The sequence below is a fragment of the Aeromonas sp. 102P genome (genome assembly GCF_051920345.1).
Lineage (GTDB): Bacteria > Pseudomonadota > Gammaproteobacteria > Enterobacterales > Aeromonadaceae > Aeromonas > Aeromonas veronii.
On the sequence record NZ_JBQBCZ010000001.1, the window covers coordinates 3,794,566 to 3,819,314 of the forward strand.

31 protein-coding genes, 1 other RNA gene and 1 pseudogene are annotated in these 24,749 nt (G+C 52.4%); 26 read left to right on the forward strand and 7 right to left on the reverse strand.

Features of this window, described 5'->3' with window-relative positions; genetic code table 11:
• Positions 1-15 precede the first annotated feature (15 nt).
• From smpB to ACTG1K_RS17715, 3 genes are all read left to right on the forward strand, one after another.
• Positions 16-504 carry an SsrA-binding protein SmpB gene (gene smpB / locus ACTG1K_RS17705; RefSeq protein WP_005334498.1) on the forward strand — a complete coding sequence of 163 codons (489 nt, stop codon included), beginning with the start codon at positions 16-18 and terminating at the stop codon, positions 502-504.
• Positions 505-670: 166 nt separating this feature from the next.
• Positions 671-1,030: a transfer-messenger RNA gene (gene ssrA / locus ACTG1K_RS17710) on the forward strand.
• 164 nt (positions 1,031-1,194) lie between these two features.
• Positions 1,195-2,433 carry an integrase domain-containing protein gene (locus tag ACTG1K_RS17715; protein WP_111901416.1) on the forward strand — a complete coding sequence of 413 codons (1,239 nt, stop codon included), beginning with the start codon at positions 1,195-1,197 and terminating at the stop codon, positions 2,431-2,433.
• A 149-nt stretch (positions 2,434-2,582) separates the two neighbouring features.
• Here the strand turns inward: ACTG1K_RS17715 and ACTG1K_RS17720 are convergent, their stop codons facing one another.
• The 3 genes from ACTG1K_RS17720 to ACTG1K_RS17730 form a co-directional block, all read right to left on the reverse strand.
• Positions 2,583-4,346, reverse strand: coding sequence for a hypothetical protein (locus tag ACTG1K_RS17720; RefSeq protein WP_440006202.1), 1,764 nt, complete (start codon positions 4,344-4,346; stop codon positions 2,583-2,585).
• An 82-nt stretch (positions 4,347-4,428) separates the two neighbouring features.
• Complete coding sequence (locus tag ACTG1K_RS17725) at positions 4,429-5,538, reverse strand: hypothetical protein (protein WP_440006204.1); 1,110 nt, start codon at positions 5,536-5,538, stop codon at positions 4,429-4,431.
• A gap of 421 nt (positions 5,539-5,959) precedes the next feature.
• Positions 5,960-6,157, reverse strand: coding sequence for an AlpA family phage regulatory protein (locus ACTG1K_RS17730; RefSeq protein WP_198505442.1), 198 nt, complete (start codon positions 6,155-6,157; stop codon positions 5,960-5,962).
• 598 nt (positions 6,158-6,755) lie between these two features.
• On the opposite strand from ACTG1K_RS17730, the gene ACTG1K_RS17735 reads away from it, so the two are divergent.
• From ACTG1K_RS17735 to ACTG1K_RS17755, 5 genes are all read left to right on the forward strand, one after another.
• Positions 6,756-7,898: an IS4-like element ISAs18 family transposase gene (locus ACTG1K_RS17735; protein WP_041204923.1), complete on the forward strand. Its 1,143-nt coding sequence runs from the start codon at positions 6,756-6,758 to the stop codon at positions 7,896-7,898.
• Between the two features lie 85 nt (positions 7,899-7,983).
• On the forward strand, positions 7,984-8,937 hold the full coding sequence (locus ACTG1K_RS17740; RefSeq protein WP_198505441.1) for a DUF932 domain-containing protein: 954 nt from the start codon (positions 7,984-7,986) through the stop codon (positions 8,935-8,937).
• Positions 8,938-9,106: 169 nt separating this feature from the next.
• The gene (locus ACTG1K_RS17745; protein ID WP_198505440.1) at positions 9,107-9,469 is read left to right on the forward strand and encodes a hypothetical protein; all 363 of its coding nucleotides are present in this window, start codon (positions 9,107-9,109) and stop codon (positions 9,467-9,469) included.
• 449 nt (positions 9,470-9,918) lie between these two features.
• Positions 9,919-10,908 (forward strand): YqaJ viral recombinase family nuclease, encoded by a 990-nt coding sequence (locus ACTG1K_RS17750; protein WP_198505439.1) that lies wholly within the window; start codon positions 9,919-9,921, stop codon positions 10,906-10,908.
• Positions 10,905-11,873 (forward strand): recombination directionality factor, encoded by a 969-nt coding sequence (locus ACTG1K_RS17755; protein ID WP_440006206.1) that lies wholly within the window; start codon positions 10,905-10,907, stop codon positions 11,871-11,873. The genes ACTG1K_RS17750 and ACTG1K_RS17755 overlap by 4 nt, the downstream gene beginning before the upstream one ends.
• An 11-nt stretch (positions 11,874-11,884) precedes the next feature.
• Here ACTG1K_RS17755 and ACTG1K_RS17760 read toward each other — a convergent pair whose 3' ends face one another.
• Positions 11,885-12,235, reverse strand: coding sequence for a helix-turn-helix domain-containing protein (locus ACTG1K_RS17760; protein WP_198505438.1), 351 nt, complete (start codon positions 12,233-12,235; stop codon positions 11,885-11,887).
• Between the two features lie 207 nt (positions 12,236-12,442).
• Between ACTG1K_RS17760 and ACTG1K_RS17765 the strand changes: the two genes are divergently transcribed.
• The 18 genes and pseudogenes from ACTG1K_RS17765 to ACTG1K_RS17850 form a co-directional block, all read left to right on the forward strand.
• A complete protein-coding gene (locus ACTG1K_RS17765) occupies positions 12,443-12,778 on the forward strand; it encodes a hypothetical protein (RefSeq protein WP_010634549.1) in 336 nt (111 codons plus the stop codon).
• Between the two features lie 48 nt (positions 12,779-12,826).
• Positions 12,827-13,276: a hypothetical protein gene (locus tag ACTG1K_RS17770; protein WP_198505437.1), complete on the forward strand. Its 450-nt coding sequence runs from the start codon at positions 12,827-12,829 to the stop codon at positions 13,274-13,276.
• Between the two features lie 83 nt (positions 13,277-13,359).
• Positions 13,360-13,707, forward strand: a complete 348-nt coding sequence (locus tag ACTG1K_RS17775; RefSeq protein WP_198505436.1) for a YkvA family protein — start codon at positions 13,360-13,362, stop codon at positions 13,705-13,707.
• Between the two features lie 18 nt (positions 13,708-13,725).
• Entirely contained in the window at positions 13,726-14,151 is a 426-nt protein-coding gene (locus ACTG1K_RS17780) for a DUF2787 domain-containing protein (protein ID WP_440006209.1), read from the forward strand.
• A gap of 10 nt (positions 14,152-14,161) precedes the next feature.
• Positions 14,162-14,590 carry a hypothetical protein gene (locus tag ACTG1K_RS17785; RefSeq protein ID WP_198505435.1) on the forward strand — a complete coding sequence of 143 codons (429 nt, stop codon included), beginning with the start codon at positions 14,162-14,164 and terminating at the stop codon, positions 14,588-14,590.
• Complete coding sequence (locus tag ACTG1K_RS17790) at positions 14,565-14,849, forward strand: hypothetical protein (protein WP_198505434.1); 285 nt, start codon at positions 14,565-14,567, stop codon at positions 14,847-14,849. Before ACTG1K_RS17785 ends, ACTG1K_RS17790 begins: the two co-directional genes overlap by 26 nt.
• Before the next feature lie 89 nt (positions 14,850-14,938).
• The gene (gene radC / locus ACTG1K_RS17795; RefSeq protein WP_198505433.1) at positions 14,939-15,436 is read left to right on the forward strand and encodes a RadC family protein; all 498 of its coding nucleotides are present in this window, start codon (positions 14,939-14,941) and stop codon (positions 15,434-15,436) included.
• A complete protein-coding gene (locus ACTG1K_RS17800) occupies positions 15,433-15,624 on the forward strand; it encodes a hypothetical protein (RefSeq protein WP_198505432.1) in 192 nt (63 codons plus the stop codon). Before radC ends, ACTG1K_RS17800 begins: the two co-directional genes overlap by 4 nt.
• Positions 15,625-15,648: 24 nt before the next feature.
• The gene (locus tag ACTG1K_RS17805) at positions 15,649-15,987 is read left to right on the forward strand and encodes a hypothetical protein (RefSeq protein WP_440006212.1); all 339 of its coding nucleotides are present in this window, start codon (positions 15,649-15,651) and stop codon (positions 15,985-15,987) included.
• 115 nt (positions 15,988-16,102) lie between these two features.
• Positions 16,103-16,609 (forward strand): hypothetical protein, encoded by a 507-nt coding sequence (locus ACTG1K_RS17810; protein ID WP_440006213.1) that lies wholly within the window; start codon positions 16,103-16,105, stop codon positions 16,607-16,609.
• A complete protein-coding gene (locus ACTG1K_RS17815; protein WP_440006215.1) occupies positions 16,609-16,824 on the forward strand; it encodes a hypothetical protein in 216 nt (71 codons plus the stop codon). Before ACTG1K_RS17810 ends, ACTG1K_RS17815 begins: the two co-directional genes overlap by 1 nt.
• Positions 16,821-17,183: a hypothetical protein gene (locus tag ACTG1K_RS17820; protein WP_440006217.1), complete on the forward strand. Its 363-nt coding sequence runs from the start codon at positions 16,821-16,823 to the stop codon at positions 17,181-17,183. The genes ACTG1K_RS17815 and ACTG1K_RS17820 overlap by 4 nt, the downstream gene beginning before the upstream one ends.
• Positions 17,180-17,335: a hypothetical protein gene (locus tag ACTG1K_RS17825; protein ID WP_440006218.1), complete on the forward strand. Its 156-nt coding sequence runs from the start codon at positions 17,180-17,182 to the stop codon at positions 17,333-17,335. The genes ACTG1K_RS17820 and ACTG1K_RS17825 overlap by 4 nt, the downstream gene beginning before the upstream one ends.
• 200 nt (positions 17,336-17,535) lie before the next feature.
• Complete coding sequence (locus tag ACTG1K_RS17830; protein ID WP_440006220.1) at positions 17,536-18,078, forward strand: hypothetical protein; 543 nt, start codon at positions 17,536-17,538, stop codon at positions 18,076-18,078.
• Position 18,079: 1 nt separating this feature from the next.
• Positions 18,080-18,436 carry a hypothetical protein gene (locus ACTG1K_RS17835; protein WP_440006221.1) on the forward strand — a complete coding sequence of 119 codons (357 nt, stop codon included), beginning with the start codon at positions 18,080-18,082 and terminating at the stop codon, positions 18,434-18,436.
• An 84-nt stretch (positions 18,437-18,520) separates the two neighbouring features.
• A complete protein-coding gene (locus ACTG1K_RS17840) occupies positions 18,521-18,835 on the forward strand; it encodes a hypothetical protein (protein ID WP_440006223.1) in 315 nt (104 codons plus the stop codon).
• Positions 18,836-18,837: 2 nt separating this feature from the next.
• Positions 18,838-19,242 (forward strand): type IV toxin-antitoxin system YeeU family antitoxin, encoded by a 405-nt coding sequence (locus tag ACTG1K_RS17845; RefSeq protein ID WP_408758641.1) that lies wholly within the window; start codon positions 18,838-18,840, stop codon positions 19,240-19,242.
• Positions 19,235-19,359 (forward strand): annotated as a pseudogene (locus tag ACTG1K_RS17850) (JAB domain-containing protein); the annotation flags it as partial. The gene ACTG1K_RS17845 and the pseudogene ACTG1K_RS17850, both read left to right, overlap by 8 nt.
• 486 nt (positions 19,360-19,845) lie before the next feature.
• Here ACTG1K_RS17850 and ACTG1K_RS17855 read toward each other — a convergent pair.
• From ACTG1K_RS17855 to ACTG1K_RS17865, 3 genes are read right to left on the reverse strand one after another with little or no spacing between them, the layout of a single operon-like run.
• On the reverse strand, positions 19,846-22,950 hold the full coding sequence (locus ACTG1K_RS17855; protein WP_440006225.1) for a type III restriction-modification system endonuclease: 3,105 nt from the start codon (positions 22,948-22,950) through the stop codon (positions 19,846-19,848).
• The gene (locus ACTG1K_RS17860; RefSeq protein WP_440006227.1) at positions 22,947-23,645 is read right to left on the reverse strand and encodes a DUF4276 family protein; all 699 of its coding nucleotides are present in this window, start codon (positions 23,643-23,645) and stop codon (positions 22,947-22,949) included. Before ACTG1K_RS17860 ends, ACTG1K_RS17855 begins: the two co-directional genes overlap by 4 nt.
• On the reverse strand, positions 23,638-24,747 hold the full coding sequence (locus ACTG1K_RS17865) for an AAA family ATPase (protein ID WP_440006228.1): 1,110 nt from the start codon (positions 24,745-24,747) through the stop codon (positions 23,638-23,640). The genes ACTG1K_RS17860 and ACTG1K_RS17865 overlap by 8 nt, the downstream gene beginning before the upstream one ends.
• Positions 24,748-24,749: the final 2 nt, after the last annotated feature.

The window sequence follows — 24,749 nt, forward strand, 5'->3', positions numbered from 1 at the left end:
CGGAAATCGCCCGTCATGAGCAAAAAAAACAGTAAAAACAAAGCCGGGTCCAGCACCATTGCACTCAACAGAACCGCGCGCCACGAATACTTCATCGAAGAGAAGATCGAAGCGGGTCTGTCCCTGCAAGGGTGGGAAGTCAAATCCCTGCGGGCGGGCAAGGCCAACATCAGCGAAGCCTATGTCATCTTCCGCGATGGCGAGGCCTATCTGTTCGGCTCCAGCTTCCTGCCACTGCAAGCGGCCTCCAGCCACGTGGTATGTGACCCGACCCGCACCCGCAAACTGCTGCTGAGCCGTCGTGAACTCGACAAGCTCGAAAGCCTGATCGCCCGTCAGGGCTACACCATAGTTCCCCTCGCCCTCTACTGGAAACAGTGCTGGGTCAAGGTCGAGATCGGCCTGGTGAAGGGCAAGAAAGAGCACGACAAGCGCGAAGATACCAAGGCCCGCGAGTGGGATCGGGAGAAAGCTCGCATCATGAAGAACAAGCATCGCGGCTAACCTGCGACTGGCAGGATCAGAACGCCAGTACACCTTCCCCCGGCGCAGCTGACTCTTCAGGCTCAGCTGCGTACAATAAATCGGCAAACAGACTGGTTGCCAGAGGGAATGGGTATCAACGCCTTGCTATGACAGCATTTTTGCGTACAATCGCAATTAACAACTTGGGGCTGATTCTGGATTCGACAAGATTCACGAAACCCAAGGTGCATGCCGAGGTGCGGTAGGCCTCGTTAATAAACCGCAAAAAAATAGTCGCAAACGACGAAAACTACGCACTAGCAGCTTAATAACCTGCATAGAGCCCTTCTACCCTAGCTTGCCTGTGTCCTAGGGAATCGGAAGGTCATCCTTCACAGGATCGTGTGGAAGTCCTGCTCGGGGCGGAAGCATTAAAACCAATCGAGCTAGTCAATGCGTGGCGTGTCTCTCCGCAGCGGGTTGGCGAATGTAAAGAGTGACTAAGCATGTAGTGCCAAGGATGTAGTAATTTTGGACGGGGGTTCAAATCCCCCCAGCTCCACCAAATACAGGTCCAACAGTGACCAACGAAGTCCAAGAAACCCGCACAGCGTAAGGCTTTGCGGGTTTTTTGTTGTCTTATGCTGTCCAATCGGATACGTTGCCATCCAGCCCTTTTAGGCATATCGTTAGGCATATCGTTTTGTATGCCTTCCGGAGCGTATGCCTATGCCTCGTATCACCCGCCCCTTGTCCCCAACCGAGATCAAAGCAGCCAAGCCCAAAGAGAAGGAATACACACTCTGCGACGGGGCTGGTCTAGAGCTCGTCATCAAACCCAATGGCTCAAAGTTGTGGCGCCTGCGTTACTACCGCCCCCTTACTAAACAGAGAAACATGATCAGCTTTGGCTCCTGGCCGGAGATGTCGTTGGCTGACGCGCGAGAGAAACGTTCAGAAGCCAAAACGTTGCTGCAACAAAACATCGATCCCCAACACCATCGAGATGAGCAGACATCCGCCGCGTTATCTCAGAGTGAGCACACATTTGAAGCCGTTGCCAAGCGCTGGTTTGATGTCAAGCGCCCCTCCGTCACCCCAGCCTATGCCGAAGATCTTTGGCGCTCGCTCGAAATGTATCTGTTCCCCGAGATTGGCACTGTGCCTGTTATGGAGATCAAGGCTCAGAGGGCCATCAAGATCATCGAGCCCATCGCAGCTGCAGGGAAACTCGAAACAGTGCGTCGTCTCACACAACGGGTGAACGAGATCATGACCTTTGCCGTCAACTCTGGTCTGATCGATGCCAACCCTTGCTCTGGGATCAGCAAGGTGTTTCAGCGTCCAGCCAAACAGCACATGCCCAGTATTAACCCCAACCAACTGCCGGAACTGATGAACAGGCTATCGAAGGCCAGCATCAATTTGCAGACCCGCTGCCTTATCGAATGGAGCCTGCATACCTTAGCTCGCCCCAGCGAGGCTGCAGGAGCCCGGTGGGCAGAGATCGATATGGAAAAGAAACTCTGGCGGATCCCACCAGAGAGAATGAAGAAGCGCAGAGGTCATGACGTGCCCTTGACGCCACAGACACTTGCCTACCTGGACCTAATGCGACCGATCAGCGGCCATCGTGAATTTATCTTCCCTGGGATCCGAAATCCCAAGACACACACTAACGAACAAACCGCCAATGCAGCTTTGAAACGGATGGGGTATGAAGGGACCTTGGTTGCTCACGGCCTGCGAGCTTTGGGCAGCACGACCCTTAACGAGAGAGGATTTGATCGAGACGTTATCGAATCCGCCTTGGCGCACTCTGACAAAGACGAAGTGCGTAGCGCTTATAACCGCACGGATTATCTGGAACGTCGCCGAGAAATGATGGTCTGGTGGTCAGAACATATTGATACAGCATCCAAAATCGGCTCGGCGCTAACGTGGTTGCCATCCACAAAAGCAGGATAATTATTATCTATATAAGGCCTAGTTGTCCAAATCGCGACACTGCCTGCAACCTCGCTGATCCTGTAGAACCGTCTGAGAGCATCTGATGGACCCGCCAGTGAATTGAGCCGTGGGTAATGGATATCGAGTTTGGAATTAACTCCATCAGGTTAATTCCACATTGAGAATCGCATTATGATTTTTTTTAATTTTGTGCGAGATGATGAGTGGCTCTTTCGCTTTGGCATTCGTCTATTTTTATTTACAGAATGGCTAGACGTATCGCGGACCTCATTAATCGTGCAGTTCAACCCTTTCAAGGTTAGTTTCATAAAAAACAGCTTCGCCATGCTGCTTTTGATAATATCAAGCAGCATATGACTATTACTAGGAATACCTACGGCCATCTCTCTTTGTAGGCCATCAGGCATCGTTTCTAATTTAGGTAAGGGCAACATCTGAAGAGTGTTTTTTATCATCATCAGATGTTTTTTGTCAGTATGCGCAATTGAATTCAATGAGCCTGATTGTGTAATTAGTATGTCCGGGGGCGCTATTAGAGGAATAATGGTTTTATTCTCGATAAGAAGAGCTGAAAAAAGTGTCATTGCATAGCCTCCCGACTGCGTCGCAGAAACGTCATCACTACAATATTTTTTTGCACACTTATGCCAACGGGCCTGCGCCTCTTTCAAAAAAATTAAGCTATCGAACATTGCCATTTTTTGATGTAAATAATCGACAATGCTTACAGTAGTCATGTGGCGTTTATCATCTTTCTTTTGAGATTTTAAAACTTTAATAAAATCGACCAAATTACTACCCTGTTGGGTGTCAATATTAAGTCTTTTAGCTAATTCAGAGTACTTTGTGCTACGTGGATTATTTGTAAATATACGAATGCTTTTTGATATTCTTTTATCATACTTACAAAGCAGGCTGAATGACTCCTTATGATAATCGAAGGGATACTCATTTTTAGGGAAACACAATGTGATAAACGTCTCTTGATACCATGGCATCGTCTCAGGTGCATGAATCGAGCTCACCATATTGACAAAGCCTTTTAATGCTGTAGTTTTTCTCAGGTCTGTATTAAAGTCAGTTATCGCCCTACTGAAACGGTCTGCATGTTCTCGAATACCATTGTGATCTTTTTTATTATCGCTGTAACGTTCAAACTCAAACCTAGCTTTAATCACTACTTTTAAATTTTTATCGTCACAAGTTACATCCTCTAAAAAGTCCCAAAGACCAGCAATATGTTTAGCTGCATTTTTTTCAAAATTACTGACCTTTACATTCAAGTCCTTTCTGAGTAGGTCTTTAAGCAAGACTCTGGCTCTTTCGTTGATTTTATTTGCCAAGCTTGTTGCTTGCTCAACCATGCCAATGAGCGGCTGCTCAGAAATCTCAAGCTCCATACGTATAGACGCTGTGATATCATCGTCAAAAACTAGGTGCTCATAATAACAGCTGATGATGTCGATACACTCTTGGGTTGAGAAGTAATTGGCATAGGGATGTAATGTGTAATGCCTAAAATGCCGATGTGCGACTCTGAGCAGAGACAAAATAGTTAAAAAATATGAACCTATCTTCGTCAGTGGAAATATACTAATTTGTTGAAATTCAGTTCGTGAGTTAAATCGCTCGATAGACTTATCAATACTCACCAGTTCAAATATCTGCCACTCATCCTCAGGAGTGCCGCCAAGCAGTTCCTTTAACTTCTCAATCAACGCTAAGGCATAGTACAAATTCCGGTGATGCTCATCGCCATAACCATGCCGCAATCGCCACGGCTTTTTGCTCTTTTCACAATCCATTCGAAGTGGACCGAGCTCATCAAACGATATTGCTATATCAAATGAAACTTGCCGTGCAAGCTCCAACAACTTCAGTCGCAACCAATCTCCCTTTGCTGTCGCCACCCCAACCTCCTATGCTTATCAATGCTCAATGAAAAGGGCCAGAAGGCCCCTCAAAAGAGTCTGACAAGATAGCCAGCCCGAGTCAAACACCGACCAAGCACTGCTGCCTGAATGGCTGCAGTGGTTGCCTGATGGTCTTGGTACGCGGCCTGCCTCTGGCTGTAACTTTTTTGGGTAACGTCCCTTTGAAGAAGGTACGACGTCCATCGAGCTTCAGCTTGGCTACACGGTCTGACTTGGTCAGATAGGCAAGCGCCTTGTGCAAATACTGCCGTTTCTCCTTGTCGTGATGATTGACGACGCCAATCCCACAAAATCGGTATTCGTTAGCCTTAGCCTTCATATTGCAGTTAAAGCCCCGGCCACGCCCGCCAGTAATATACTTCCACTCTTCGATTATGAACCCCGCATGACACACATCACTCCGGAAATTTGCGCCATTCAAAAAAACAACTAAATGGAAATGGTATCCGGTTTCCGGAGCAAACTCCAAGCGACAAGCATAGCCTACCCAGTTGGCAGCCAATGCCCCTTTACGGCGATTTTTAAGCAATGCATCCTTGTGCTTGATTATTTCATCCAGCGAAAGTGAATCCCGGTGTTCACGCTTGTAGGACAAGTCTACACGCAATACCAACAACCGGGAGTAACGTTGAAATAAGCCGTTAACATAGCGCTGTAATGATACGGTGTTTTTGCGCGCACCTTTCATGAAGGTATATACTTGGCGCATCAGTTCAAGTGATTTCAACTCATGCAGCAATACCTTGAGCTTTTCAGTAAGTTTTATTCTTACTTCGCAACTAATACGGCCAAGCTCAAGCATTTCGTGCAGCCCATGCTTCACGATAAAATTACACAAGCACGCTAGTTTAGGGTGCAGGCGATAATAATCCTGATGCTTAAAGACCAACGTAGCATTATTGACAATGGAAAGGAATTTTTTCCCCTCCTTGGTCAGAGCACAGGGGAAACCATTTTTTATGACCACATCAAAGATGGTGGGCGGGTAGTTCATTTGCTCAAGTTTGGCAGTGTAACTCAACAATTCACGATAATAACCGACTTCGTTGTGTATCTGGAACAAGCCAACAGTGGGACTCCCGTCTGTTTCAGTGCCAACTTCAAGATTAGACTCTTGAAGTATTTTGATTGCATCAATGTCGATACAACCACGACCATACTTAGACATACTTACCCCTTAATTTAATTCTTGGTATTAGTCGTGAGTAAGGACATGTGGTCATGTCCTATTCTTATCCCTGGTTACAGGCTTCATCTTGTTGATTACGCCTGTACTCTGTTTCATCATGAATGGGTTATAGTTTCTTTTCATGATTAGTTGGAGGGTCTATGTATTAGTTATAGGGAATACTAATAACAATAAAAACCAATATTCACACATCAGTGGTTTGAGGTGTTCTCAGGGGAAATAAATACATCTCCAACCTTATTTCCCCGAGAACACCGATGCCGTGAACATGGCTGATCTTTGTATAGTTAGTGTCTATTTTTCTCCTTCTCTAACACGTAATCCACCTTGCTAAGACGTCGATCTTACGGCTCATGGAGCACTCTGTTGTGCCCCATGTCGCCTCAGCAAGAGGGCCTGATCACACCTCTTGGCGCGATATGACCCATTGCATGATTTCGTGTTCCAAGAACCCAACCGAGTTGGCCCCGATGCGGATCCGCTTAGGGAACGTCGCATCGAAACGCGGGGACTTCGGGTTCAACATGTCGAAAAATTTCGACTTGCTGATCCCTAGCGTCTGGATCACATCGTTGTTACGTAGTACCTTCATTACCATCGATTTACCTCCTTCAAAATTCCCTGTTCAACAACTACATTTTCTCCAAAATACCTTCCTGAAACGACGCCATTTCCTGCCGTATTGGTTCTATTTATCCAGCCCCTGCTCCATCTCAACATCAGCCTTGGGTAGACTTCCGACAGCAGGAACTTCCTGCGAATGTTGTCCCGCTCCCCGTGCTGCCAAATGCAGCCTCCATGGCCATACCTAGCAAAAAGTTAGTTTAAGAATTTGGAATGTTAGTTTAATTTCCATACTAAACAGTAGGTTGCATCATCACCAGCACGGGGGGGGGGTGGAAGATCCAGTTCTCTCAACCCAAGGAGAGAAATGTGAGCCGAGCGGGGAGACGTCGATAAGAATTTAACTTGGTGATGCGGCTTAATGTGACCAGATCCAGGTCGTCTCACATGTCTGTCCATCCTGTCCAAATTTACATGCCAGCCATAGCTGAGTGCATCGGGGATACGAGCCATTTCCAGAAAATTTCAAACCTACATCACCCTTAACCATCCCCTCATATGAGCGAGGCGTGGCGCGGCTTCTGAGGTATGATCGCCATCCTTGACCAGCTAATACCCAACAGACTATCCCCATGTTTAACCACGAACTAATCCTCAACCACATCGACGATATATTTGGACAGGACATGCATGCTAAGCGTGTTCTTTCCCTCGCCAATGCTACCCTCGGGGTTATCGAGTCAGGTTCACTGGCCATCCACGCCATCGGTAGTGGCCTCTCCTTGGCCAACGGTCTCGAACGTAAACATGCGGTTAAACAGGTGGATCGCCTGCTCACTAACACCAAGCTCAATGTCTGGAGCCTCTTTGACGATTGGGTGCCCTATGTGGTCGGTGAACGTACCGAGATCGTAGTCTCCATGGACTGGACCGAATTCGATGCCGATGATCACAGTACCTTGGTTATCAGCCTGCAAACCAACCACGGTCGCAGTACTCCGCTGCTGTGGAAAACCCATCGGAAATCGTTGCTCAAAGGGCAACGCAATGCCCATGAGAAAGAGCTGCTCACCAAGCTCAAGCAGACGTTGCCAGAGGGTATCTTCGTGACGGTAGTAGCTGACCGCGGCTTTGGTTACATGGAGCTGTTCGAACGCCTGGAGCAAGAGCTAGGCTTTGCTTATCTCATTAGATTTAAAGGAAATGTTTTGGTTGGTTACCCTGGTGTAGAGCAGGTTCCAGCTCGGGACTGGCTAACGCCGACCGGGCGCACCCGAACCCTCAAAGCGGTGGAGCTAACTGGGCAGCGACAGCCTGTCGAACGGGTCTATTGTTGTCATAAGAGTGGCATGAAAGACGCGTGGTTTCTGGCCAGTAACCGGACCGACCTGAGCGCCGCCAAGGCGTTGCAACTATACGGCCAGCGCTGGGGTATCGAGACCAGTTTTCGTGATATCAAAGATTACAAATTCGGCATGGGTATGGGAGATGTGCACATCAGTAATCCGGTCCGGCGCGACCGACTGTTTTTATTCAGTGCCCTGGCCATCGTCTTGCTGACGCTGCTGGGTAAGGCTGGAGACAGTGTCGGTCTAGAGAGAACGATCAAGGTCAATACCAGCAAGAGCCGAACCTATTCGTTCTTTCGGCAAGGGGTCATCTATTACCAGTTGCTACCTAAAATGAAAGAAGCCAATGCGGTCTTGTTGATGGATAAATTTATCTACTACCTGAAGCAACACCGCTTATATACCCGCACACTTGGAATTATTTGAGTCTCTAAAAATGAGGGGATCTCTGAGACATCACCCCCATGAGTTAGCAGGCAGATGTCTGCATTTCACAATTCCTGGAGGAGATATGGCTCACCTGATCGACACCATGGCCTACACTGGCCAAACCCCTTGGCATGGCCTCGGCAATGTCTTGCCACCGCAACAGTCCCTCGATATCTGGCTACAGGCAGCCGGGATGAATTGGACTATCGAGCAGAGTGACGTAATGTTTAACGTCGCCTCAGATGCACTTCATATTCGCCCTTATTCAGACAGCAAAGTTTTGTACCGCTCTGATAACCTGGAGCCTCTATCCGTCGTTTCTCGCCGATATAACGTGGTTCAGCCTCACGAGGTGCTACATTTTTATCAAGATCTGGTAGAGGTGGGCGGCTTTGAGTTGGAAACAGCGGGCTCGCTCAAGGGCGGCCGCAAATTATGGGCGCTGGCTAAAACTGGTCAAGATATGAAACTGAAAGGTGGCGACAGGGTAAAATCATATCTGCTGCTCGCCACCAGTTGTGATGGTACGTTGTGTACCACAGCACAATTTACCTCGTTACGAGTTGTCTGTAATAACACCTTGCAAATAGCATTACGGGATAATAATGGTGCGATCAAGGTTCCCCACTCAACTCAATTTAATGCAGCTGCCGTCAAAGAGGCATTGGGCCTTGGTATGGCAAATTGGGATCGTTTCCAACAAGAGATGACATCGTTGAGCAATCGCCCGGTATCACCCGTGGAAGCCCTTAGTTTCTTCGGTGAACTACTCAATGATCCGGCTGGCGATGATGAGAATATTATTCTCAGCCGTCCCGCCCAAAAACTGCACGAGCTGTATATGGGCGCAGGTATGGGCTCAGAGCTTGCCAGCTCCCGCAATACAGCCTGGGGGCTGGTCAATGCGGTGAGTGAGTACGTGGATCACCACCGCCGTGCACGCAGTCAGGATCATCGGCTCGATTCCGCTTGGTTTGGTCAGGGCGCCCAACTCAAATCCCAAGCCCTGGATCAGGCACTCAATTTGTTGCAGTAATAGCCGCATCGATTGAAAGAGCGGCCTGTATCCGTTTACTGTCATGGCATACTGAGTGTCACTATTTGAGACAACGACGGCGTTTCGGCGTCTCACGATTAGACATAATAGCTATCAGTTAATTCGATCACCTCGCTCCACACAAAGGAAAACCGTAAAGGGAAAATTAATGGCACCAAAATTTGTTTCGATCCAAGGGCACTCCATTCGTTTATCAAACGTTAAGTCATTTGGCATTAGCGAAGCCGACCCAGCGCTTGACCCATTAACAGCAGCTGAAACAGCCAAGAAAATTGAGGATGAAAAGAAAAAGCAATACGAGCAAAAACTAAATGGAGGAAGTTGGCTTGTACTTGGTATAGCTCTTCTAGATAAATATCTAGAGAGTAAAAAGCCTCCAGAACCATCAAAACCTGCACGCTATTACTTTTATGTCACATCGTTCCAAGACGACAATTATCGTTTCTATGGTTACAAGACTGAAGTTGAGCGTTACCAGAAGATCGTAGAGGATGCCTTAGCGTCAGCCTAGTGAGAAAAGTCGATGAGGGTCAATCATAGGTACTGGTCCACCGCGGATATAGTCACCAGTCGCCAACTGCTGCATACAGCAGTTGCGCTGAGAAGCCTTCCTCTTCCGGTGAGCAATGCTCTCAGTGTCAGCCTGCCGTTGCCATAGAGCAACATGGCAGTGAGATCAAGCTCTCCACATCGAAGTGATGGGCAGCAAACTTTGTGTGGATGTTGAAGTACCAGTTGAACAACAAAACCTGTAAATAATTCTGTGTAACTGCCCCACATCAGATTCGACATCTGACGGCGTTGCGATAACCCGATAACAAACATCTAGCGATTTGACTGCCCCCTTATGGGACTGCGTTTGTAGCCTCTTCTCATTTCATCAGATAGCAAAAATACCTTACCCGAACTGGTGCAAGCCAGTCCGGGCGTAGGTGTTTATGCCGTCAACAAGGAATAGTCATGAAAGCAAAAACCAAATACGGCCAAGCCCTGCGGCTGGCCTCCACTACCCAATTAACCCGCGAGCAGTGGCTTGCTATCCGCAAGCTCGGCATTGGTTCCTCCGATGCCGCCGTGGCTGTGGGGCTCTCCCCCTACAAATGTCCGCTCAGCCTGTGGCTGGAGAAGACCGGCCGCAAGGAGCCGGAGGATATCTCCCACAAGGAGGCGGTGCTGTGGGGCATTGAGCTGGAGCCGGTCTTGGCACAGGTCTACGCCAAACGCACCGGCTTTCGTGTGCGACGGGTCAATGCTGTGCTGCAACACCCCGAGCAACCCTTCATGCTCGCCAACCTCGATCGGGAGGTAGTCGGCCACCCCGATGGGCCAGGCATTTTGGAGATCAAAACCGCCAGCTATCACAGTGCGCCCCAGTGGGAGGAAGGGGTGCCGGTAGCTTACCAGTGTCAAGTACTCCATCAGCTGGCCGTCACCGGCCATGCCTGGGCCGAAGTGGCAGTGCTGATCGGCGGCCAGGATTTTCGGATTTACCGCATCGAGCGTGACGAAGAGAAGATCCAGGATCTCACCGAGCGGGAAGCGCTGTTCTGGCAGATGGTGCAACAAGACCAGCAGCCTGAGCCTGACGGCTCCAATGATGCCGCCAATGCCCTTAGCTGGCTGTTTCCGCGTGACGATGGCCAGACGATGGATCTCTCCGATTCTCCCGAGTTCAACCAGCTGTTTGGCGAGCTACTGCGATTGCGTCAGCAAAAAGAAGCCGTCGAGCTGCAGGAGTCGCAGCTCAAACAGCGGCTGCAAGCCACTTTGGGTGAAGCGACAGCCGGGTTGTTTGCCGATGGCAAGATCACCTGGAAGCGCAGTAAAGACCGGCTGGCACCGGATCTGGATAAGCTTGGTCAGGATCATCCCGACCTGATCACCCGTTATGTCAAACCGGTACCCGGCGTGCGCCGTTTCACCATTCAACCCTTGAGACAAACACCATGATCAAAGGACTGGCGATCACCCCGCCCGTGATCGGGCGGATCTGCATCGGCAAGCTGGTGCAAAAACAGGATAAGTGGGTGCCGGAGAAGGACGACAGCTTCACCCTCACCACCCAGGTACAACAAAAAGGGGGATGGTTGCTCCATCCCCTGCATCAACACTACTCATCGCAAAAGAGTGGCCAAGGGCAGGAGCAGACCAAGATCCGCGCCATTCCGGTACGGGTGCTGTTCAACGACAGCGACTTGAATCTACGGGCGGAATACAGCGCCTTTGACCGGCAAACCGGCAGGCCGCTCTGTGTCGGGAATGGGGAGGTGGCAAGACGTGTGGGGGCACAAGGCATGGAGGAGGTCAGCTGCTCTGGACCAGAGCGCTGCGCCTTTGCCGGGCAACAGGGCTGCAAGCTGTACGGGCGACTGAACCTGTTTGTGGAGGGGCAAGGGGATGAGCTGGGCAGCTTTATCTTCCGCACCACCGGCTACAACTCGGTGCGCACTCTGGCGGCCCGGCTCAAGTACCTGGAGGCAGTGAGCGGCGGCCATACCCGCTATCTGCCACTCACCCTGCGGTTGCGAGCCAAGAGCACCACCCAGTCCTACCGCACACCGGTCTACTACGTGGATTTGACCTTGCGGGAAGAGACCAATCTGACCGAGGCCGTCAGGCTGGCACAGGAGGCGGCCCAGCGTGACCAAGAAGCAGGCTTGGTCATCGACCAGATGGAGCAGGCTGCGCGTGAGTTGCTGCGTAACGGCCAGTTTGAGGATATCGATGAAGAGGTGCCGATGTTACTGGAGGAGTTCTATCCCGAAGCCAACAGCGACGAAACGGCGAATGGTAACGCAGGGGCGGTGCTTAACTCCCCGCAAAGCCAAGCAACCAGAACGCCACAAAGACCACAACCAAGAAGGAGTCCACTCACCAACAAATTGGGGAAAGGGAGCCTATCCCCTCCCCAGTGAATGGCGGATGATCAGCTTGGACGCGCCAACCGCTCCACCAACCGTTCTACCGTTTCCAGCAAAAGGGTCCGGTCTGCATCATCGAGCCGGGCCAGTTGCTGGCTCAGCACAATGCCCTGCTCGGTCGGGCGGTTGCTGGTCTCGCGCAGAAAGTCCGCCAGCTCACAGCCAAACAGCTGAGCCAACTCCGCCAACCGCACCACGGTCGGCACCACAATTCCCCGCTCCATCCGGGAGACGGCTTCCATTCCTATCTCAAGGTGCTCCGCCACCTGCTCTTGCGTGAATCCGGCTTGGATGCGCTTGTGGCTAATCGCCTTGCCGACGCTCTTGGCTAACAGCTCAAGGTTGATGTCTGTCATGGTTCCTCCAGCCAACCTGTATGGTTGACCATGGACCCATTGACGATAAGGACTCAAAAGATAAACTAACGATTCAATGAGTCCACTCAACAGCAATTTTGCAGATTTGACAGAGATGTGAGGCCCTCGGCCAATAAATCATCGTGACCAACTCGCAACAGGTGGGCTCCATAAGACGCTTTCACTACACAACCAAGGAAACAAAACATGGAAAGACTGACTTATGAAGACCTGGATACTGACAAGCTGGCCTCACTGATCCGTGCACGAAAATCTTTCGAAGTCGTGGGGCTGTCGGGGCGAATGAGCGCCGCTGTCACAAAACTTGAAAACACCATCGAACCTGCCGGGTTGAAATGTCGGGTCTATACCAAGGGCCGGATCGCCGCTGCAGGAGCCAGCATCTTTGGCGGTATTACCGGTCTGGCCGGGATCGCATCAGCCGTCACCATCGCGGCACATAATCTCGCCACTTACAATCCAGACTATGAAATCGTCAAGCACTTGGTGGATAACTCCCTCAGCGTGCTTTACCAAAAATAACCATTCTAATGGCTCATCTAAATCCTTGAGCCTTCAGGAGTCACAGGGATGAACAAACTCTTCATTACCTCAACAGCACTGCTGCTGTGCGGCAACGCCCTGGCCTATGGTGAGGCCGGGCGCTGGAGCAGTGGCTGGGGTCAGGGCACCAGCGAATACACGGCGGTGGTCAACGAGAAAAACAACCTCTATATCGCCTGTAATGACACCCGCAAGGTCAGCATGACGGCCACCGTGCAGGGCAAGGAGTACGGCTCTTATGCCGGGCAGGCTTTCTCCATCGTCGTCGATGGCAGCCAATACGATGCGCCCTATGAGACCGCGTCCCGTGTCGGTGAGAACAATTTCTTCGACATGTGGGGCAAGCTACGCAAGGCCAAGTCTATCAGCATTTTGACGGCTGACGGTAAGCAGCTAGCACTGCCGACCCAAGAGGTGGCTTCAGTTCTGCCCGCCACTAATACCCCAGAGTTTGACTGCTTGATGTGGGACCAATAGGTCACACCCATTCCCATCCCAGAGGAGGCAAATGCCTCCTCTTTTTATTTCTGCAATTCACCCACCCGTGAAGGAGACGCACTATGCCACCCTGCATTCCCCCCGAATGCGAGCCGTTCGATCACCCAGGCTTTTGGCACAAACTCTGGGCCTTTGCCAAACGTGCCGGTCGGCCTTTTATCGAGACCTGCTTGTTGCTCTACTACACCAGCCAGAAGGATGACCTGCCGCTGTGGGCCAAGCTGCTGATCTACAGTGCGCTGGCCTACTTTATCTCCCCCCTCGATGCCATCCCGGATGTGTTGCCGATGGGGCTCACCGATGACATCGCGGTACTCAGTGCGGCGCTCGCCAGCATTGCTGCCTTTATTGATGAACAGGTCCGTGCCCGTACAGCCAGAAAAATGCGCAAGCTGTTCGGCCAAGATTAACCCCACAAGGAGCACACCATGACCATTCCCTTTTTCCGGGACGGCTTTACCCTGCCCGTTGACCAAGCATTGCTGGCGTTACTCAACCAGGAGGTCGCCAATATCGACCTCAACCTCGAGCGCCTGACCCAACTCACCTTCAACTTTCGCAGCCCCACCTACAGCCCCGAGCAAGGAGGGGCTCACCCCGTTGAGATACGTCTGATACGCGGCCTTGATGGCTGGCTGTTCGATTACGTCACCGACTTCAGCTATCAGGGACTGGGCCAGGATGCCGAGCTTTGCAAGGAGCTCGATTTCAACTTCCTGGATGACGAGCACTATTTGCAAGGATGGGGGCCAATCCAGCGCTCAGAGGCCCATGAGTTATTCACCCTGTGGCAGACCAACTTTGTTGCCTACTGCCGGATGGCGTACTTCACCGTCACGGTCAGCGGGGATTAGGAGGTGTGTGATGACTAACGAACTGCCGCTCTCCCACTACTCACGCCAATGGTTGGGGTTGGTCGCCGCCAAGGCCAAACTGCAGCCGACTCGCCAAGGTGAGCGCTGGTTGCTTCACCTCACTCCTAGCAGCCCACATGCCCGCACTGTCACGCTGCATTTGCGTTGGTCTGGCGTGCAGTGGCAACTGCTCTCCCTCACCAATGCCGAGGACTGGCACGCCATGAGCCAGCCCGTGGATGAAATCTGCGTGGACCCAAAACGTCGCTGTTTTTGGCGCTGTCAGGCTGGACCGGTGCCACTCACTGAGCAGCCCCGTGTGCTGGGGAGCTTTCTGAGTGACCTGCAGCGTACCTGCATCCACCACGGCTACCGTGTGGAGAGTGACCCCTTACCTCAAGAGGAGGCACACGATGCCCAAACAACCGATAGCCGTTGAGCTGGAAGCCATCAATCGAGAGGGGGAAACGCAGATGGTGCGTGACAGCGGCCTGACCGTGCACGGCTACAGCGTTTATCTGCGGGCCGTGGAGGCCAGCGGGCTGGCCCTGGCTACCTGGGTAGCTGACTACGACACCATAGGACCAGCCTATGAACTGGCAGAACGGCTGAGTATTGCGCTTGCTATCCCCCTCACCGCGCTGGTCCCCGGACCACTGATACCGATACAGAGTGACCCCACGGCTACGGCCAACTGAACACCCCTCAAAGTGAACCAACAACCTATCTATATTTGACCCCGACATGCTTCCTGTGTGCCGGGGTTTTGCTTATTTGGAGACCTAATATGCGTTACCACAAACTCAAAGCCGGGGAATGCCCCGGCACCTATGTCGTCACTGAGCCCGTGACCGAGCAAGACCTGCTGCGCATCGCCAACCAGATTGCCCGCAAGCGCCTGGCCAAAGGCACTGCCATCACCAGTACCACAGAGGCAGCTGAGCGGCTGCAAACCCTGCTACAAGACCGGGAGCATGAAGTGTTTGGCGCACTGTTCCTCGACTCCCAACATCGTGTGCTGGCCTTTGAGGAGCTGTTTCGCGGTACTCTCGACAGCGCCAGCATCTACCCTCGGGAAGTGGTCAAGCGGGCCCTGATACTTAATTGTGGGGCCATCATCGCAGTGCATAATCACCCCAGCGGTGACCCTGAACCCAGTCAATCTGACCGGGTCTTCACCCAAGCCCTCAAAGAGGCCTTGGCGCTGGTCGATGTCCGGTTGCTCGACCATCTGGTGGTCGGCGCTGAGGGCGTAGTCTCGATGGCCGAAAGAGGTCAGCTATGAACCAGACCCCAGGTAAAAACCACCTCACCACCCTCGCTATCCTCCTCGAGCTGCGCTGCTGGCTGGCAGACAACGTCGAGATGCAGGCAGAGCCCGCCATCGTGGCTTACCTACCTAACGGCTACCTGCTCACCCAAGCTGACTGTATCGAGGCTATCAATGCGCTGCTGCATCAGCTACGCCATTAGCTACTCAAAGAAGGGACAAGCACCATGCGATTACCCAATCCCTATTCCCTTGAGGAAACCCTCGAGAAGCTGCGCCATGGCCTGGCAGTCGCCAGCAACGAAGATGCACTGACGTTGCTGGAAAAGGCCGTCACCAAGGCCTGTGATAACGAGGGTTATGCCAAGCAGTTTGAAGAGACCTTGCTGTACGGTTCTACCGTCGAGATCCGTGAATGTCTCAGCTGCTTTGGCGACTACTTCGAGCGATCCAGAGACAATCCGTCCTATTACCCGCACCACGATGCCGTCAATGGCATTGATGATGCGCTCTACGCCATTCTGTTCGATGCCGCTCACCCAGAAGCCGAGCAGGCGCACGAATAACGCCAGCATCCCCAAACCCGGATCATCAGCACCAACACCATGATCCGGATATCCCGACATCACCCACAAGGCCACCTCACCGAAGGTGGCCTTTTGCATTTCAAGGAGTCACCCCATGTCTGCCTTCATGATCGATCGCAAGGATTACCTAGCCTTTGCCGTGCAGTTACACCGTTTTTGCAATGCCCCCATGCCACCGCACTACACCCTTGAGTTGCTGCGTTCCCTCTGGTGGAACTCACCAATGGATGTCACCAGTACCTGGACGTGGCGGGTAGACCGGCTGGTACGGCTGATGATGCTCGCCAATCGGCGGGCAGTCTGGCATCGCTATCAGCTGGGGCGCCAGCAGGACCGCAAGGAACCACGTCAGCACTGCTCGACCAAGCTGGGGCCGCTTAAACCTGCCCACCGCTACCACCAGACACCACTCACCGATGCCGAACTGGTGGCGCTCTACAAATTCACATGCTGCGCCCTGTACCAGTCGAGCGAATGGAGCGGGGGCTCTGAGCAAGCGCCTCGGTTGGTGAAGGTGATACAGCAGTTGCAACAGGCTCTCGCACAAGACGTGCTAACCCGGCTGTCGCTGTGGGAACAAGCCCCTTGGGGAGAGATGTGATGGCTCTCTCCATAACCCTGACAGTGACAAGCTCGCCACCGAGCTCAACCGCCCAGATAGCCCAACGTATCTCTGATGACATGGCACACCTGCATCACCGTCTAGGGGATGGGGTCAGTGATGAACTGGGTATCAGCATCAGTTATCTGGTCGAACAGTTTGCGCTGCTGGCAGCGGCTTACCGTTCACCTGCAGAAAGGGAGACACAACAATGATTGAGTTCAACGACAGCTTTAGCCAAGCCGCAGTAGCGGAGGCCATGTGTGCCCATCCAGCACTTGCCAAACTTATCAGTCAGCAGTTGATGCTGCCGGGCTTTGCCTATGCCCACGATGTGGAGGGGCGACGAATTGGCGGGCCACTGGTTGCCCCCAACCCGGTGCTGCACAAGACCACGCTCTTTGTCAGCCCACGGGATATGCGTGAACACCTGCCGCGAGAGATTAACTTCGCCCGCTTTCGCTGCGCCTGTAATGCAGTGGGTCTGCCGGTCGGCGAGTGGCAACGGGTGATTGTCGGGGCCTACGTTAACCATGGCAGCAACGACACGCCGGATTGGAGCAGCCACACATGACAACTCCCGCAGCATTACCAATGGTGCCAGAGAGTGCTATCGCCAGTCTCCGAGCCCATATCGAGGAATTTATTTCGCTGGAGTTGACCCACAAGGTCAATACGCAGTTGGCCGGACTGGTGCGCTCCGGCGTGCTGGACCAGGATAACTGAGATGGGGCAAACCTGGTCCTCCCCCGCACCGTGACCACGGCGCTGCTGGAGGCTGCCGCCGAACGGGTGATTTAGCACAGCCACCGCCGTCGCTATCAGCGAGACATCAACCACCTCAAGCAATCGCTGTAGACAATCCTCCCCACAACCCCATGCAGCCCCTCACCCGAGGGGCTGTTTGCATTTGAAGGAACTCAACCATGCATGACCTGCGTGATTACAAAACTTTATCCGCTCGGCAGATAACAGCCGCCATCGGCCAGCTCAACCACAACACTGTACCGAAGATAATGACCCACCTCACATTGCGGGCTAGGCAGCCCCATCCGTTCGGTAATCGCCGTAGCAGAGCCAAGGCCCTCAAGCTGCTGCGTCGGGTCAAGAAGGCTCACAAGGCAGGCCGTATCCCGCTTGAGCTCATCGTGACAGGTTGCCGCATCGACAGAAGTAGCCATCAGGCAGATCGTTACTACTACGACCGAACGCTGCTGGCCCAGGGCTGGCAGCAATACGACACCGAAGAGGATGCCTGGTACTTCGGCATCTGGATTAACACACGGACGCTCGAGACCTTCACCTACGCCGAGGGGGATACCAACCATGTGATTGCACCGAACCTCGAAGCCTTTCGTGCCGAACTGGCGCGGCTCTATCAGTACCACCCGCAGGCCCCGGCGTTTATCAGCATCGACCCGGAAGCGGGCGTTGTGACTCACCATTTTGAAGCCAAGCCGGAGGTGTGAAATGGCCAAACACTTCACCATCAAGGTGCCCGGCAAACATCCGCAAACTGGCGAGTTCACCACCTTCGAACTCAAGGGGCAGCGCATGGATATCAACATCGGTGGGCAGAGCGTGCCTTTCCTCATTCACGGGAGGGGCATCGGCACCTCGCTCACCCACATCCCGAGTGGCTACCGCATCGCGCTGCTCGGTGGCTGGCTCACCGCTCGTTACGCAATACCTGAGAATAAGCCAAGCAGAACGACCTGTGCCCAGATGGCCATAGACCGGCTGGTGGCTCAGTACGGCTCGCTGCACCTGCTGGACCGGCTCAATTGCAAACCGGTTATCAATGAGACGGCTGACTGCGCTCGTTGACGCCCTACCGTCTTGCTCATCTACACACAGCATAAAGGACCAGCCTTCATAGGCTGGCCCTTGGCATCATTGGAATCACCTTACATGACCCGTCTTATCACAGGGCTCGAGGTGCATCGCTATGCTCCCGAGCTCAACAAACTGCATCTGCGCAACCGGCAGACGTTACCAGCGCCCGGCATCACCACCATCAAACAGGCCAAAGCGCACCTGTTTGGCCGATGGCATCCTGGGCATCAGGTAACCATCACCGTGAGTCACCCTGACTACGTCAATCTTTCCCGGCTCAACCGAGGGCGACTGGCAAACCTGACCGACCTCCCAGAACACCTGACCAGGCTACGCCAGCGCCACAACGTGCCCGGCACCATCATCCACACCCAATTGAGGTATCGCTAATCATGACCACGACAACCACCCACACCAATGATCAACTACCGACAACACCAGATCAGCCCACCCGGATTTTTGCGCAGTGGGGCTTGCCCCATACCGTGACGCCGCGCTTTGGCGCTCGTCTTATCCAGGAGCATCATCGCCTGCACTTTCTGTCAGATCGGGCCTCACTGTTAGGAGAGTGGGCAGAGGAGGCAATAGACCGGCTGGAGGCAATATTCCCTTTCATCATCAAGGAACTGGAGGCCAAATTGCTGACAGGCGAACTGGATCCCCGCCGCCAGCAACGCATTACAGTCCACCACAGCGGTTTCACCTGTGAAGCCGATACCCTTGGCAGTCGCGGCTATGTCTATATCGCGATTTACCCCGCGATAAACGCGGACATCACGCACTGTGCCAAGGCGTGACTGCATAATAACCCAGCGGCTGCAAACTGCCTTGGCGCTGGTCGATATCCGCACTCTGGATCACTTGGTGGTAGGACGGAGGGAATGGTGTCGCTGGCAGAATGGGGGTACCTGTAACTGTCACGCCGGTCAGGCGGCCCGTTCAGGGAGTCAGAAGGCATGGTCAGCAGTTATCTCTACTACGACTTACCATCATTAGGAATACACAAAAAATGAGAACCGTTGGCAGTTGTGGATTACATACCCAAGTGCAACCACGTTTTGGCGCACGTGCCATTGTCGAATGACTCTGGGTCTCCCCACTATGGAATATGGCGATGCTGACGAGAAATTGCTCACCGACATCGACACCGTTATACCGTTATACCGTTATACCGTTATACCGTTATACCGTTATACCGGGGTTTATTGATCGCCTTAGCAGGCTCTTTCAACAAGGAGAACTTCTAAGTGACCAAAACAAATTGATTACGTTGAAGCAAGGAGAATGGGGCTACCTAGCCAATCCAAAGGCCAGCTATGGCTATCTCTACCTAGATGTGTACCGCTGTGAGGGCAGCCTTCTGCTCCTCATTTGTGAGGAGCAGAAGGTACAGAACCACATTAACGTACGATATTCATTAAATTTTTAAAATTGTCCACCACGTTATAGGTGACATTCTTCGAAGCAAGTTCTGCATTGAGCTTATTGAAGAAGCGCTGGGCACATTCAATTTTTGCCTCTTCCATGCCCTTGAGTTGCAGAGAGGCCATAGAACCCTTGGTTTCGGCGACAAAATAGACATGCTTTACCGCCCCCTCTTCAAACGCAATCGCCCAATCCGGGTTGTAGTTACCAACGGGGGTTGGAATAAAGAACCCTTTTGGCAACTTGGCATAGACACTGACCTCTTTGGCCAGCTCCAGCCCCCCTTGTTCATCCGATTTTGGATCGCCCAGCACAAACTTTCGCTCTATCTCTGAATCGGTCACCAAATAGTCATAGATGTGCTTTTGGAGGGGATTACCGGCATGGGTGAAGTCTTGTTTGACCAGGCCTGCGGTAAAGATGCTGGTATCAAATTTCTCTTCCAGCAGGTTATAGGTCAGATGCTCGACCACCATGGTGGCTTTCTGCTCATTGATGAGCATGGCCGCCTTGCTGATAAAGTCTTCCGGGTTATGTTTGAACTGCTCAAAGACAGCTGGCTGAATTTTCTGAAGGATCGAGGCAACAGTGCTGCGCTTGAGTAAGGTCAATTCGCTGATCTTACCCAGCAGGTCATATTTTACCGATGAGTGGATCGAGTGCCGATATTCCTCACGCTCGGTCTCCGATACCGCAAACCCTTGCCCCGATTTCAGCTGTTCATAGGTCGCCGCATCGACTTGCTCTCCCCGCACGATATTGAAGTGCAGTTTTTCAACGCGCAAACTCTTGTCCAGAGCTTGACGGGCTTTGCTAACCAGCTCGCTCGAATCAAACTCCACCTGGTAGATGGCTTTGTGATTGATCCTGGCCCACAGCTCCTGGAACTCTTTTTTATCAAAGTTACTGTTGAGCGGGTTTATCTTGCCTTTACGATCATCAGCAACATCTGGCAGATGCTTGTCGCTGTAAACCGCGTCAATAATAACCAAGATCTGCTCTGCATAGGGCAGCAGATCTTCTGGCAAGGGAGCGAGCGTTCCCTCTTTCGTTGCCTTCAGATAGGTATCCGTGATCCTATCCTGCTCGTCGGTGTAATCATTTTTGATCAAGTAACGCGCAATGCGTTTGGCCATCTCTTCAGTGATCTTGATATCACCCTGTTTGGTATGCAGTACCTTGCCAACAAAGTACCTGGCATCGGCCTTTTGCGGTCTGGCAGAAAGCGACTCACTGATATCTTTTTGCAGTGCGGTGACAAAGTCCTTATAGCTTTCGCTCGCCACTACCGTCAGCCTGTTGATGTCATGGACCTTGAGGGGATCATCCATGCGGTCACCATGCTGGTTGACAGCCAAGCGCAGACCACGCCCGACCTCTTGGCGGCGAGAGATGGTGTTGTCACTGTGTTTGAGCGTGCAAATTACAAAGACGTTCGGGTTATCCCAACCTTCACGCAGGGCTGAGTGCGAGAAGATAAAACGGGTTGGCTCGGCAAAACTGAGCAGCTTCTCTTTGTCTTTGAGGATCAGGTCATAGGCGTCCACATCATCGGTCTCGGTGGCTTTTTTACCTACAGCCGGATCGATCAGACGCTTGGATTTTTTATCGATGGAGAAATACCCATTGTGGGTCCGCTCAGCTGGAATACCGCGCAAATAGGTCTGATATTCACCATCGAACAGCCCTAAATGGTTGTCTCGCTCCTGTTGATACTCCTCCTCGAAGATCCGGGCATATTCCCCCTTCTCATCGGCAACACTGTAATCACGGTACTTAGCGACCTCGTCGATAAAGAACAGGCTCAATACCTTGATACCAAGGGAAAAGAGTTGCCGCTCTTTTTCAAAGTGAGCCTTGACCGCCTCGCGGATCTGCATCCGGCGCAGTGCCGACTCGCTTACATCGCCACAGGCATCTCCAGCCGTCAGCTCAACACCATTGGTGAAGCTGATGGTGTCGGTATTGGCATTGATATCAGCCACTACAAAGCCCTGATACTGATCCAGACCATTAGACTGTTCAAACAGGTTGTAGCCCTTATTGACCTTGCGCACCTCACGCTTGATGCTGCCACTGGCCAACCGAAGTTCAAACTCAAGACGAGCTACCGGCGGCTTGCTGGCAGAGACCTCAATGCCTTCCAGATAGAGGTAAGCATTGGTGCCTGCCAGCCCTTTGGTGGTAATGCCGCGCACCGCGATTTTCTTCACCAGCTTCTGGCTGTAGGCATCCAGTGCATCGAGGCGAAACACCTTATTGTGCTCAGTTTTGTGGGTGGCAGAGTAACGCAGCATAAACAGTGGATTGAACTCGGCAAACGAATCTAGGGTCTTGGCCCCTTCCATTTTCTGCGGTTCATCCAGGATCATGATCGGGCGATTGGCCTTGATGATATCGATAGGCTTTCTGGACTGAAAACTATCGAGTCCTTCTATGACTGTGGTGCCATTCGCCAGAGTGCGCTCCTGACCATAGATCCGGCGGGCATCGGCGCCACGGGCATTAAAGGCCTGCACGTTGATAACCATCACGTTGATCCCGCCATCGGACGAGAAGCTCTCTAGCTGGTGCAACTGCTTGGAGTTGTAAATAAAGAAGCGCGCCTGCTTGTGGTAATCCTCCTGGAAGTGCTCTGCCGTAATTTGCAGCGACTTATAAACCCCTTCCCGGATCGCGATGCTGGGCACCACAATGATAAATTTGCTCCAGCCATACTGCTTGTTCAGCTCAAAGATCGTCTTCACGTAGCAGTAAGTCTTACCCGTCCCGGTTTCCATCTCTATATCGAGGTTCACCGGGCTCGCCTTGGTAGAGACCAGCTTGCTGGAGAGAGAAAGATTCTGCCGTGTCTGCACCGCCTGAATATTGGCGAGCAGTCGATCACTGCCCAGCTGCAGATCGGCATTTTTAAATCCTTCGTCAACATAGACGGTCGAGCCAATCTGCCCTTTTGCATCGGTGCCTGGGTCAATTTTGTAACGGCGAGCCGCTTCATCCGGGCGCTGCCCTTTAAAACAATCGACGATCGCCTGTACCGAGTTAGCCTGATAGGCCTGGTGTTTGAATTTCAGTTTCATGCTGGCTCCAACATCAGCGCTTCAAATCGCGCAATCCACGCATCAAAGAGCGGACATTGTGCTCTCATCCTGGGAATACCAATGCGCTCGGCAATGGCAATTCCCTTGGTCGTTTTGGCAAATTTGCCGTTGACAGACCACCGGTCCAGTCGCTTTGACGGGGCGGTATCCGGGCCATTATTGATGGCTTCGGGTGCGCCGCATTCGGTTAGCACGGCGCTTACCTGTGGCTCAGATATCCCCAGTTCGCTTGCCAAGATGGCACTGTCGCTGAACAGTAAAGCTTCAAATTCATGTAGGGCGACATAGGGGATAAAACGTCGCTCGGCCTGTTGCTCGGTAAATAGCGCCACCACCTGCTGCTCAGTTGCGGCATTTAAATGCATAGCAATTTGCTCGGGGGTATTTTGGTTGGGCAACGTCTCAACGCCTGGCCACTCTTTGACCCCGTAATAGTCCACCAGGGTAGTGACATAGGTATCACTACGTTGTTTAAGATGAAGGCCGATATCCCGACTCACCCGGCTAAAACGCACATCTCCGCCCTTTTGGCCGGGTTTGCTCACCTGGGTGGCGCTGATAAAAATCATCTTATCAGCCAGATAAGGCGCGAGTACCTGCTCGATAAACACCTGCTCGGTCTTGCCTTCCACGATGGCGATCACCTCGACATAAGCGCGCACGGGATCATTCATAACGCGGGCCTCCGGCAATCACATTCTTGGTCCAGAGCTCACCGACGGAATAGTCTTCCAGCCACTGGCCATAGTCGGCTTCGCTGAGCCGGACGAAGGTAGAGGCCCCCGACTCGCGATTTACTACCACGATATCCTCAATGGCAAACTGATCGAGCAATGCTGGTGACTGGGTGGCCACAATCACCTGGGTCCGCTGAGCCGCCTGCTGGATAAGCTCCGCCAGGATCACGATAGCAGCCGGATGCAAACCCAGCTCAGGCTCATCGATGATGATGGTGGAGGGTGGATTGGGTTGCAGCAAAGCCGTCGCTAGGCAGATAAAGCGGATAGAACCATCAGAAAGGTGATAGGGCTGCATCGGATAATCCGAGCCTTTTTGCCTCCAGCTCAGATTGACCTCTTCCCTCGCCCCGCTTTGGCGGGGTGTAAGAATAAAGTCATCAAAAAACGGAGTAACCTGTCGTACTGCCGCAAGAATTGCCTGGTAATCGGTTGGGAACCCGTCGCGCAGTTTAAGTAAGAAGGCTCCAATATTGGCTGCATCGACCCGTAGCACCGCGTTGTCTTGCACTATTTCGTAGTTACGCATACCGGCCGTCTGGCTGGTGTCATGAAAGTGATAGATCTGCCAGGAGGCAATGGCCTCATATACAGGAAGGGAGTATTTGGCATCAATCTTGTTTTCCAGCACTTCGGCGACCATCTTGGCCTTGCCATCGTTACTGTCGCCGAGCTCCCACCAACCTGAAGCCCCCTTTGCGTAGTAGCGTGCCTCGTCTTCGAGGGCGCAGTCGTCACTGGGGGTCGGCACCAGGGTAAAGCGATAACCGCGATCGCCGAAGTGGGCCTCAAACATCATCTTCTGGGTCATTTTACGACCGCCAAACAGCAGATCGCTGGCGCCCCCGCTATCACGCACATAGCGGTTCAGGTTGCCGTCGATCAATGCCCGCAACATTTTAAAAAACGAAATAAAGTTGCTCTTGCCAGCACCATTGGCACCGACAATTACATTCAAATTCTTGAGGGCAAAGTTATCCAGCTCGCGGATGGACTTAAATCCACGGATCGTCAATTTATCCAATGCTGTGCGCATCATGG